8 protein-coding genes are annotated in these 12,604 nt (G+C 44.7%); 6 read left to right on the top strand and 2 right to left on the bottom strand.

The window, feature by feature from the left end; genetic code table 11:
* Nucleotides 1-231 precede the first annotated feature (231 nt).
* The 5 genes from K1Y79_RS08890 to K1Y79_RS08870 all read left to right on the top strand — a co-directional run bounded on the left by K1Y79_RS08890 (nt 232) and on the right by K1Y79_RS08870 (nt 9,294).
* Nucleotides 232-2,520: a GH92 family glycosyl hydrolase gene (locus tag K1Y79_RS08890; protein ID WP_220249623.1), complete on the top strand. Its 2,289-nt coding sequence runs from the start codon at nt 232-234 to the stop codon at nt 2,518-2,520.
* Between the two features lie 127 nt (nt 2,521-2,647).
* Nucleotides 2,648-3,475: an N-acetylmuramoyl-L-alanine amidase gene (locus K1Y79_RS08885; protein ID WP_220249622.1), complete on the top strand. Its 828-nt coding sequence runs from the start codon at nt 2,648-2,650 to the stop codon at nt 3,473-3,475.
* A gap of 68 nt (nt 3,476-3,543) precedes the next feature.
* Entirely contained in the window at nt 3,544-4,254 is a 711-nt protein-coding gene (locus tag K1Y79_RS08880) for a hypothetical protein (RefSeq protein ID WP_220249621.1), read from the top strand.
* Nucleotides 4,255-4,644: 390 nt separating this feature from the next.
* On the top strand, nt 4,645-7,842 hold the full coding sequence (locus K1Y79_RS08875; protein WP_220249620.1) for a SusC/RagA family TonB-linked outer membrane protein: 3,198 nt from the start codon (nt 4,645-4,647) through the stop codon (nt 7,840-7,842).
* Nucleotides 7,843-7,866: 24 nt separating this feature from the next.
* The gene (locus tag K1Y79_RS08870; protein WP_220249619.1) at nt 7,867-9,294 is read left to right on the top strand and encodes a SusD/RagB family nutrient-binding outer membrane lipoprotein; all 1,428 of its coding nucleotides are present in this window, start codon (nt 7,867-7,869) and stop codon (nt 9,292-9,294) included.
* A gap of 174 nt (nt 9,295-9,468) precedes the next feature.
* Here K1Y79_RS08870 and K1Y79_RS08865 read toward each other — a convergent pair whose 3' ends face one another.
* Together K1Y79_RS08865 and K1Y79_RS08860 are read right to left on the bottom strand one after the other, a co-directional pair.
* A complete protein-coding gene (locus K1Y79_RS08865; RefSeq protein ID WP_220249618.1) occupies nt 9,469-10,254 on the bottom strand; it encodes an SDR family oxidoreductase in 786 nt (261 codons plus the stop codon).
* Nucleotides 10,255-10,337: 83 nt separating this feature from the next.
* Nucleotides 10,338-11,462 carry an acyltransferase family protein gene (locus tag K1Y79_RS08860; protein ID WP_220249617.1) on the bottom strand — a complete coding sequence of 375 codons (1,125 nt, stop codon included), beginning with the start codon at nt 11,460-11,462 and terminating at the stop codon, nt 10,338-10,340.
* Between the two features lie 113 nt (nt 11,463-11,575).
* Here K1Y79_RS08860 and K1Y79_RS08855 point away from each other — a divergent pair, with 113 nt between their 5' ends.
* The gene (locus tag K1Y79_RS08855; RefSeq protein ID WP_220249616.1) at nt 11,576-12,601 is read left to right on the top strand and encodes a LacI family DNA-binding transcriptional regulator; all 1,026 of its coding nucleotides are present in this window, start codon (nt 11,576-11,578) and stop codon (nt 12,599-12,601) included.
* Nucleotides 12,602-12,604: the final 3 nt, after the last annotated feature.

The following is a 12,604-nucleotide window of genomic DNA, read 5'->3' as shown; positions in this document are numbered from 1 at the left end:
CTGCCGGCAACTCAAATCTATCGTTTGACTGGACAGTTGGGGGGCAGGTTTATTCCCATAACAAAACATATTAGGTTTTTGATAAAGACGGTCTGATAATTCATACAAAGCTAAAACATTTTAGCCGCGCCACTGGTCATAGTATCGCCATTTATAAAATAAACTAGTACTTTTCAGTCGAAACGCTATTTTTACAGATACATAAAAGCTAAAATTCCATTCAGTCTCAACATGAAAAGAGTTATCTTATCTGCCCTTATGCTGGCGTCGTGCTGGGTAAAGGCACAGACCGTCAACAGTGTAACCGATCCGGTAGAGTGGGTGAACCCACTGATGGGTACCGATTCTAAAGTTTCCCTCTCTACAGGAAACACTTATCCTGCTATTGCCACACCATGGGGTATGAACTTCTGGATGCCGCAGACAGGTAAGATGGGAGATGGCTGGGCTTATACCTACGCTTCTGATAAACTGCGCGGTTTCAAGCAAACTCACCAGCCTAGTCCTTGGATCAACGATTATGGACAGTTTGCCATCATGCCTGTAACCGGGAAGGTGAAATTTAAGGAAGACGACAGAGCAAGCTGGTTTTCTCATAAATCGGAAGTATCTAAGCCCTATTACTATAGTGTATATCTGGCTGACCATAATGTAACCACCGAGATAACACCAACCGAAAGAGCAGCAGCGATCCGCCTCACCTATCCTCAGACAGATAGCGCATTCCTGGTACTCGATGCATTAGACAAAGGATCTTATGTAAAGGTTTTACAATCTGAACGTAAGATTGTGGGGTATACAACCAAAAATAGTGGTGGTGTACCTGCTAATTTCAAGAACTACTTTGTATTGACTTTTGATAAGCCATTCACCTACGTTGCTACCTTCAAGAACGGTGAGTTGAAGCAGGGTGAGGCAGAAGCACAGGATAAACACGTAGGTGCTGTAATTGGTTTTGCTACTGCGAAAGGGGAGAAGGTAAACATAAAAGTAGCCTCTTCTTTCATTAGTCCTGAGCAGGCAGAATTAAACCTGCAGTCAGAGATTGGCAGCAGCAACTTCGATCAGGTGAAGGATAAGGCAAAGGCAGCCTGGAACAAAGAGTTGGGCCGTATTAAAGTAGAAGGTGGCACTTACGAGCAAACCCGCACTTTCTATTCCTGCCTCTATCGTACAATGCTGTTTCCTCGCAAGTTCTATGAATATGATGCAAAAGGCGCAGTAATGCACTATTCTCCATACAATGGTCAGGTATTGCCGGGCTACATGTTCACAGACAATGGTTTCTGGGATACATTCCGCGCTACCTTCCCGTTCTTCAACCTGATGTACCAGTCTATGAATGCGCATATCATGGAAGGTATGGTGAATGCTTATAAAGAAAGTGGATGGTTGCCGGAGTGGGCAAGCCCTGGTCACCGCGATTGTATGATCGGTTCTAACTCTGCTTCCCTGATAGCTGATGCCTATTTAAAGGGCGTCAGAGGTTTCGATATTAATGTAGCTTATGAAGCGTTGCTGAAAAATGCAGACAACGCGGGTCCACTGACATCCGTTGGTCGTGCAGGTGTTAAATATTACAATGAACTGGGGTATGTGCCTTACGATGTTAATGTAAATGAGAACACCGCTCGTACATTGGAATATTCTTATGACGACTTTACAATCTATAAGCTGGCAAAGGCGCTGAACCGTCCTGCTGCTGAAGTAGACAGGTTTGCAAAACAGGCTCGCTATTATCGTAATGTGTTTGATAATGAGACTAAGCTGATGCGTGGTAAGAACAAAGACGGTAAATTCCAGACACCTTTCAATCCTTTTAAATGGGGTGATGCATTTACCGAGGGTAATAGCTGGCATTACACCTGGTCAGTATTCCATGATGTACAGGGACTGATCAATCTGATGGGTGGTAAAGAGACATTTGTTTCTATGCTGGATTCCGTATTCTCTATGCCTCCGGTATATGACGACAGTTACTACGGTGGTACTATCCATGAGATCCGTGAAATGCAGATTATGAACATGGGGCAGTATGCACATGGTAACCAGCCTATTCAGCACATGATCTACCTGTACAACTATGCAGGTCAGCCGTGGAAAGCACAATATTGGCTGAGAGAGGTAATGAACCGTATGTATACAGCAACTCCTGATGGCTATTGCGGTGATGAAGACAATGGTCAGACTTCTGCATGGTATGTGTTCTCGTCTATGGGCTTCTACCCGGTATGTCCTGGTACACAGCAGTATGTAGTTGGGGCACCACTTTTCAAGAAGACAACTGTAACCCTGGAGTCAGGAAAGAAAGTCGTGATCTCTGCACCTAAAAATAACGAGGCTAACCGTTACATCAAAGGCGTTACCCTGAATGGTAAACCTTATAGTAATAACTGGTTGGATCACAACGAATTGATGAAAGGTGCTGTCATCAATGTCGATATGGATGCAGTTCCAAACAAGTCAAGAGGTGTTGCAGAAGGCAATGTGCCTTACTCCCTCACACAAGAACTTAAATAAGATACCAGCGTTAAAGAGATAAAACTTCCCTTAGCGGCATAAATCAAGCCCGGCTCCCCTAAAAGGAGCCGGGCTTTGTTATTAATTAATAGATAATCATTAAATTAAATTACCAAAGAAGCATTCGATGACGCAATATGTCTGTTTACTATTATGGGTAATCGCAGCAACCATATATAGTTGTGCCCCGAAACCCTACGCAGCAACCAATAAAATATACCGGCAACAGGCCAAACAGTATGCTAGTATACTAAAAGCAGAGCCGACCCCTATACCTGCCAGTGGTGCACCAATACCGGCAAGCTGGATAGGAACGACCAATTTTAATATGCGTAAGCCCAATTACGTAATTATTCATCATACGGCCCAGGGCTCCTGTGATACGACTTTTAACACCTTTACACTACCCCGCACGCAGGTAAGTGCGCATTACGTAGTTTGTAAAGATGGTACCATCACGCAGATGCTGAATGATTATCTGCGGGCATGGCATGCAGGTGTGTCTAAATGGGGCAATGTGACAGATATGAACTCTTGTTCTATCGGTATAGAACTCGATAATAATGGCCTGACGCCTTTCCAGCCACAACAGATTAATAGTCTATTAGTACTGCTGGATACCCTTAAACATAGATATAACATCCCTGCTGCCAACTTCATAGGTCATGGAGACATTGCACCTGGCCGTAAGGTAGATCCAAGTGCCTGGTTCCCCTGGCAGCAACTTTCAGAAAAAGGTTTTGGCCTTTGGTATGGAGATACCTCCAAGGTGATATTACCGGTGGATTTTAACAGCCGGCAGGCATTACGTATTGTCGGCTACGACACCAGAGATACTTCGGCCGTTATCAAAGCATTTAAACGGCACTATATACCGGTAGATTCAACCAATAGTTCCAGTCTCGATGAAGGTCAGAAGAAAATATTATTTACATTGATGCAACAAAGCGAATAACCCTTTAACTGCTGTTTATGACACCCAAAATATTCCGCTTTTATTATATTTTATCCTTAGCATGTTTGATGTCCATCTCTCTATTTGCGCAGAAGGGAGATTGGTATACCAGTACTGCCGGCGCTTCGCCTATTTGTCATATTAAGATTAGTGATGACGAGCTGGTAATAGGAGATGCCGGTATTCCCTCAAGAGAAGTGAAGCTGGCAGGCGGAGGGAAAAAAGATGATGGACTGGTGCATATTGCGGTCAAGCGTATGAATGCTAATGGGCGTACTTATATGTTCCACATGTCAGAGGATGATTTATATTTTTGTACCACCTTTAAATACTTCAAAGAGCAGGATTCCCTGGTCATGTTCTGTGCCGATGGCGCTGACGACGCTTACAAAACCTTGCAGGATGCAATGAATGCCGCCAGAAAAGATACTGGTTCTCATTTCAGTATCACTTTATACAGAAAGGAGCGGCTGGATGCACAAAAACGTAAAATACCTATCAGTAAAGTTTCGGAACAGGGGTTTAGCGAAGGACTGACTCGTTTTACCGGCGAGATGGACAAGTTCTGGCAGTATCGTGGCTATGGCCGGTACGAGCCCTTTTACCTGTGGATGAATCTTATTAATGGGAATGCTTTTGCGAACGCGTTCAGCGACCAATATAATCCCCTAACTCTGGACGCTAAAAACCTGAAGGTGGCTATAACTAAATATGGCAGTAACCCGGCCATCAAAAAGCAATTACAGGATGCTGGCCTATTAAGTGAAGAAAATCCATAAGTGCTATCTTGTTAATAATCAATCTGATTTGTACTGAAATAAATATTATTTCAGTCTATTTAGTCTACTCGCTTTGTAGATTACTAAATGTATGTTAATTTTGTCCCGTACTTAAAGCCATACATTAAAAATGTTTACAGCCTATAGGGTAAATAACGGTGCTGCAAAAGGGGTCTGTACCAATGTCATATCTTCCATGTCCGGGTGTTGTACCAGGACGTGTCATGCTTCTTGTTCGTGCAAGTAAATTGATGCCATCTTTCAAGAGTAATTAAATCAAATATAGGAACCAGCTAACAGCAACTACCGGTCTTCTCCGGCGGACAAGGACATTCCTTTGCCTGCCAGGCCAGTAATCCTTCATATAACAATCTCGATAAATCTGATACAATGATTAAACAATTACAAAGAACAGCTGCGATACTGTTATTTGTGCTTCTGGGTCTGCAGAGTGTTCAGGCACAGGAAAACAAAGTGTCTGGTGTGGTAACAGCCCGCTCTGATGCACAGCGTATTCCTGGTGTTATCGTTACCATAAAAGGTACAAACCGTGGTACCAGTACTGATGCAGATGGTAAGTTCTCTATTTCTGCCAGTCCAACAGATACACTTCATTTCTCTTTTATAGGATATAGCGCTGTTGACCAGGTTGTAGGTAACGGCAAAGTTGTGAACGTTGCCCTGGAAAGTACAGAAAGCCGTCTGAATGAAGTAGTAGTGACAGCATTAGGTATTACCAGAGAAAAACGATCATTGGGATATGCCGTACAGGAATTAAAGTCAAAGGACATTGCGGAAGCCCGGGAGAGCAACCTGGTAAATGCCCTGGCAGGTAAACTGGCCGGTGTGACTATCACCAACAGCCAAGGTAATATGGGTTCTTCCCGCATTATCATCCGTGGTGAGACTTCAGTAGCAGGTAATAACCAGCCATTATTTGTTGTGGATGGAATACCTGTAGATAATAGCCAGCTTGGTGTAGGTAGTGGCCGGGACTTTGCCAATGCAATATCTGACCTGAACCCAGACGATATAGAATCACTGAACGTATTGAAAGGCCCCAATGCAGCCGCTCTCTATGGTTCACGCGCTGCTGCCGGCGTACTGGTGATTAAGACAAAGACAGGAAAAAGCGCAAAGGGCCTGGGTGTAACTGTTAATTCCAGCGCTACCTTTGAAAGCCTGCTAGTGCTGCCAAAGTTCCAGGACGTATATGGTCAGGGTACAGGCGGACAGTTCTCCTATGTAGACGGTAAAGGCGGTGGATTGAATGATGGTGTGGATGAAAGCTGGGGCCCTAAAATGGATGGTCGCCTGATCCCCCAGTTCTTCTCTAATGGTGAGGCAGTTCCTTTTGTACCTCATCCGGATAACGTAAAAGATTTCTATGAGACAGGTTATACTTTAAACAACGGCGTATCTGTTGGTGGCAGCAACGAAAAGCTGGATTACCGATTCTCTTATAATAACACCAAACAGGAAGGTATTCTGCCAAATACTGGTATTACCCGTAACTCATTCGCTTTAAACAGTACCTACCGCATCACGCCAAAGCTGACATTGAGCACCTTTGCTAACTATGTAAGAGCTGGGGCTGATAACCTACCGGGTGTAGACGGCCGCCGTGGTAACAGTGTTACCCTGCAGTTCATCTGGTTTGGCCGCCAGGTAGATACCCGTTTACTGCGTAACTATAAAAATCCCGATGGTACTGACTACAACTGGAACCACAGTTACTACAGCAACCCATACTGGATACAAAATGAAAATACGGTAGGTCAGGCACGTAACCGTTTCTTCGGTAATGCACGCCTTTCATACGACATTACAGACTGGTTATCTGCCAACCTGCGTGTAGGTACAGATACTTACAACGACAAACGTAAATACAAAGTTGCCTTCTACACAAATGGTACACCATTCGGGTCTTACACAGAGGATAACTATGTAGTAACAGAAACTAACCTTGAATTTACACTGAATGCAAAGAAGAAGCTGAGCAGTGACTTCTCAATTGACGGACTGATAGGTGTGAATGAACGCACGAACCAATATGAACAAAACTATCAGCAGGCACCTAAACTGGCAGTAAGAGATGTGTATACACTAGCCAACTCCAGAGATCCGTTGATTTCTACCAGCCTGTTTACCAAGCTGAAGGTATATAGTGCTTTCGCATCTGCTCAACTGAGCTTCAGAGATTGGGCATATGTGAATGTGACGGCACGTAACGACCGTTCTTCCACACTGCCATCTGAGAACAACTCCTACTTCTATCCGTCTGTGAATGCAGCTGTAGTATTAAGCGACGCGCTGAATATTAAGAGTCCTGTGCTATCTCTCCTGAAGGTCAGAGGTGGTTGGGCACAGGTAGGTAAGGATACTGATCCTTATAACCTGATCAATACATATCCTTTTAGTCAGCCGTTTGGCGCTAATCCAATGCTGACTGTAAATGATAAATACCTGAAAAGAGATCTTAAACCAGAGCTTACAAGAGCAGCGGAAGTAGGTCTTGAAGCTAGTTTCCTGGATGATCGTATCCGCACGGACATCACATATTATACCTCTAACAGTTATAACCAAATTCTGCTGGCAGACGTAAGTGCGACCACGGGTTATCTGAAAAAGCTGCTTAACGGAGGTGAAATCAATAACCATGGCGTTGAAGTAACATTAGGTGCAACCCCTGTATCTACTGCTTCCGGTTTCCGTTGGGATGTTAACTTCAACTATGCGAAGAACATCAGCAAGGTAATCTCGCTGGATGAAGAAGGATACCTGAATGACTATGTACTGGGTAGCTCCGGCAATATCCAGGTACTGGCCAGCATGGGCAAACGTTATGGCGCACTGTATGGTAAAGCATATGCACGCGATGAAGAAGGACGTATTCTGGTCAATGCCAATGGTACGCCGCAGATCGCTAACGATAAAAAAGTACTAGGCTACTTTACTCCGAAATGGACTGGTAGTGTAAATAATAGCTTCTCCTTCAAAGGATTCTCCCTGGGCTTCCTGATCGATACAAGACAGGGTGGTTCTATCTGGTCAGGTACCAACTATACAGGTATTTATACTGGTGTACTGGCGGCGAGTCTGCCTGGTCGTGACGCGGAAAATGGTGGCCTCCCGTACTACTATGCAAATAACAGCACTAATGGTACCGCTATTCGTCTGACAGACCATAACGCAGCAGCGCCCAACGGCGAAACTGTTTATCATGATGGTATGATCTTCGACGGCGTTACCGCAGATGGTAAGAAGAATGAGGCCATACTGCCTGCACAGCGTTACTATAAATCAGTATATAGCTCTGCACTCAACGAGAGTAGTGTATATAGCGCCTCTTTCATCAAGCTGCGTGAAGTAAGACTGGGATATGCCCTCCCGCAGGAGTTGATCAAAAAATGGGGACTGCAGGCGGTAAACCTGACGGTTACCGCACGTAACCTCTGGTATATTGATAAGAAGGTGCCTAACATTGATCCGGAAACAGCGTTCAATACTGGTAACGGACAAGGCCTGGAAACATTGCAGATCCCTACTACCCGTAGCCTTGGTCTGAATCTGAGGGTATCCTTTTAATTGAAACGATTAAAGCAGTAAATCATGAAACTAGTTAAATATATATTAGGTCTTGCAGGTGCCGCTCTTCTCTTGAGCAGCTGCTCTAAACTGGAAGATATTAACAAGAACCCGAACGAATCAGAGCAGGTGCAGCCAGATTACCTGTTGACAAATGGTATCAAGCAGAATGTGGATACTTATTGGGGTAACGATGCGGCAATGGAAACAAGTCTGTTGTATGTACAGTATTGGGCAAAAATCCAGTATACTGATCCTGACAGGTACATTCCTGCTGCTACCAGTATCCAGACTGTATGGAACAACTTCTATGCGCAGGGTGTGGCTGACTTCACAAAACTGATCGAGTTGGGAGATACCCTGCAGAATCCCAATTATAAAGCAGTTGGTATCATCATGCGGTCATGGATATTCCAGGTGCTGACCGACTTTTATGGGGATATTCCATATACCGAAGCCGCAAGGATTGAAAGGTACTTAACGCCAGCCTATGATAAGCAAAAAGACGTATATCTTGGCTTGCTGACTGAATTGAAAGGTGCTGCAAGCATCATTACGCCAGCTGCTAATCCTATCAGTGGAGATATTCTGTACAACGGAGATATGAACAAATGGAAGAAGTTTGCCAACTCCCTCCGGCTTCGTATTGCCCTGCGTATTTCTGACAAAGAATTTGCTGCGGCAAAGGCAGTGTTTGACGAAATAGGTACAGATGACGCCAGCCTGATTGTCAGCAATAGCGATAACGCCCAACTGGTATACCAGGCATCTCCAAACCAGAATCCGGTAGCCAGAAACAGGGAGACCCGGAATGACTATAGAATTAGTAAGAGTGTGGTGGATAAGCTCAATAGCCTGAATGATCCGAGATTGACTATATATGCAGCAATGCCAAGGGATACAAATAAGATTATTGGTGTAACAAATGGTCTGGCTACTGACTCAGCATCCCGTCTGGGCTTTAATAAAACTTCCGACGTAGGTGCTGTATTTACGGCAACTACTGCTCCGGCAGTGCTGTTCAATGCAGCTGAACTACTATTCATCAAAGCAGAAGCTGCACAGGTTGGTTTGATATCCGGTAATGCCGCGACATTATATACCCAGGCAGTAACAACCTCTCTGAAGCAGTATAATGTAAGTGATGCTAATGTTGCTACTTACCTGTCACAGGCATCTGTTGCATACAATGCGGCTAACTACAAGCAGTCAATTGGAGATCAGAAATGGCTGGCGCTGTTTGGCGACGGACTGGAAGGTTTCGCAGAGTGGCGTAGATTGGATTACCCTAAATTACCGGCCGCATTTACCGGTAATCTGAGTGGTAAAATACCTTTAAGATTAACATATCCGTCTTCAGAGCAGGCGCTGAATGGTACCAACTATAAAGCAGCTGTCGCCAATCAGGGAGCAGATGCTTTGACTACGCGCCTGTGGTTTGACAAGGAATAACTAAAAAGCGGGATACTTTTCCCGCTTGCGTAAATAAAATTCCGTTTTTGCTTTACTGGATGAAACAGGAATGTGGACTTTTGTTATCTCAGATACACACTTGTTCAATTTGTAATAGTAAAAAGTGATGAATTAGGCCCCGGTTTATGCCGGGGCTTTTATATTACTATAAGTTTAAAGTACAGGAGTTCTGCCACCGTCTACACATATGTTGGTGCCGGTAATGTACGCTGCTGCGGGTGTAGCCAGAAAGGCTGCCGCCGCCGCAATCTCTTTAGGGTCTCCAAATCTTTTCATGGGAATCTCTTTCAGTAGCTCTTCCTCGATGTTATTGAGTGTAGTATTGCGTTTATCGGCATTATACTCCAGCATTGACTGCAGGCGGGCTGTATTAGTCATGCCAGGCAGCACATTATTTACCGTTATGCCATAGGGGGCTAATTCGCCCGCCATCGTTTTCGCCCAGGAAGCAACACCTCCCCGGATAGTGTTGGATACTCCCAGGTTCTTTAAGGGTGATTTAACTGATGTTGAAACAATATTGATAATGCGTCCATAGCCTGCAGCTGTCATGCCGGCTATCACTGCCTGTACCAATATATGATTGATGATCAGATGCTGCTGAAAGGCATCTGTAAATTCATGAATGTCTGCTTCTATGATCGGACCGGCTTTGGGGCCGCCGGTATTGTTAACAAGTATATGTACCGTTTTGCGCTCGGTAATACTTTTTATGGCCTGTTCTACCTGTTTGGTATCACGGAAGTCAGCTACCACATAGCTATGCTCCTGCAAATGTTCAGTAGCCAGTTCGGCAACTGCCATTTTCAGACTTTCTTTGTTCCTGGCCAGTAGAATACATTCTGCTCCCAAAGCTGCCAGCTCACTGGCTGTCGCCAATCCTATTCCCTGAGTGCTTCCACAGACAACGGCGGTTTTCCCCTTTAACGATAGTTCCATACTATTAGATAACTGATAATTACACAATGATCTGCAAAAGCCGTTGAGATAGTTTTAGCTAAGATAGGATATCCTGTTCTATTCTAAACACGTATGTATATACGTCTTTTGTCCAAAACCTTCCCTATGCTCCAGCAAAACAACATAAATACTAACGCAAATAACAGCGACCCAGGTTTGCCCGGAGCTATCGGCTGAAAAATATTTGCATTGATCCATCTGTAAAGACTAATATCGCCTACCCTAAAAAAGAAGAAGAGTATCACTACTACTTCGGACAATAAGTACAGGAACAATGGGTTCTTACCAAAAACAGTAAAGAAGCCTGTCCATCTTTCCAGCTTCAGAAAGTCGATCACATAAATCAGGATGGCCAGCAACAACAGGTCAATACCCACAGTATATAACACATAAGAGCTTGTCCATAACTTTTTGTTGATAGGGAATACGATATTCCACACCAGTGCCAGCAATATGAGGAAGGTACCCATTTGTACCAACCTGCCCAGCCCTGATCTTGTCTTACCTTTTTCCTGCATAAATAGTCCTGTATAATAACCAGCAAGCACATTTACAATAGCCGGCATCGTGCTGAGTAGGCCTTCCGGATCAAAGGCAATTCCTTCCCCGTGGTACAGGTGACTATCTCCCATTATCAGCTTATCAAAATAGATGGCGGCATTGCCGGTCAGGCTATATGGATCTGCCGGACTGCCATAGGTATACATGATGGCCCAGTAGCCAAGCAGCAATAAAGCGCTCACTGCCCATACTGCTTTCTGTGGCAGATAATGAATCAGGAGTGAGGCGAAGCAATAACACAGGGCGATACGTTGCAATACCCCCAGAACACGGGTATCAGATAGTGGTATAAATTCAAGGCCTGTATCGGTGTGCCTAACAAAGGGCAGCCAGTACATCAGGAATCCTAACAGGAATATCAGCAAGGTGCGTTTGAATATCCTGGTTAACACAGTGGCATTATCCAGTTGTTGAAACTTGCGCATGCTAAAGCTCATCGCATTACCTACTGCAAATAGAAAGGACGGGAATACCAGGTCTGTAGGGGTACAGCCGTTCCACTGCGCATGGTTAAGGATGGAATAGGAGGTATCCCAACCGGGTGTATTCACAATGATCATGAAACATACGGTCAGGCCCCTGAACACGTCCAGGGGTAAAAAGCGCTGCGGTGATGTCGTAGTCATAGATTTCTGTTGGATATTCTATAAATATAATACAACCATTTTACTACGCATAGGCAGAAATTTTAGCGTATCCGGAATGATTTTTTTACTTTAGTGGTAAAGCATCCCCTTAGTTGAATAACAAAGTCACCATAGCAGACATCGCCAGAGAACTGAATTTAACAGGTGCTACTGTTTCCAGAGCCTTAAATAACCGTAAGGGTACCAGTGAAGAGACGCGGAAGCTGGTACAGGCAGCCGCCGAGAAAATGAATTACCGCCGGGATCGAATTGCCTGGTCACTCCGCTCAGGACGTACCAATATCATCGGTGTGATCATCCCCAGTGCAGAGATCAACTTCTTCGGTTCTGTGGTCCACGGTATTGAAAGTATGGCCAATCAGCATGGCTACAATGTGCTGATCTATCAGTCTAATGAGCAGCCGGAATACGAGAAGAAGGCCATCGAAACCTTCCTCAGTACGCGTGTGGATGGTATCCTGGCGTCTATTGCCAAGCAGACGATGGAGTTCAGCCACTACCTGGAGATCAAAGAACGGGGCGTACCCCTGGTCTTTTTTGACCGTGCAAATGATAGTCTGAATATACCCTCTGTAGTAATAGATGACTTCAAGGGTGCCTATTTTGCTACAGAACATCTATTAAAACAAGGATATGCCCGCGTTGCCCATATAGCAGGACAACAGCACCTGAAGATCTTCAAAGACCGTCTTGAGGGCTATAAAGCCGCTTTAACTGCCTATAATGTTCCCTTTGATGACTCCCTGGTCTACTTCGGAGACGTTTCTATTAATGCCGGCCGCCAGGCTATCGCTCATCTGCTCTCATTATCTCACCCGCCGGACGCTGTATTCGCAGTGGAGGACTTTACTGCTTTAGGTGCGGTCAAAGAACTGAAAGACCGTCAGGTGGATATTCCGGCCTCCTTCGGTGTAGTCGGATTTGCAAATGAATCTTTCGACGAGCATATTACTCCCAGTCTTTCCAGTATAGATCAACAAACCGTTGAAATGGGAAAAGAAGCTTGCCGCCTGCTGATGGAACTCATTGAAGGGAACGGTGCTGTTACTACACAGGTCCGTTCCAAGGTGGTGCTTGACCCCGTTACCCGTTTTCGTCAATCCTCCCAAAAACACTAATCT

This window comes from Chitinophaga rhizophila (assembly GCF_019492185.1).
In the GTDB taxonomy this organism is placed as follows: Bacteria; Bacteroidota; Bacteroidia; order Chitinophagales; family Chitinophagaceae; genus Chitinophaga; species Chitinophaga rhizophila.
This window is presented reverse-complemented; position numbering and strand designations above follow the sequence as displayed.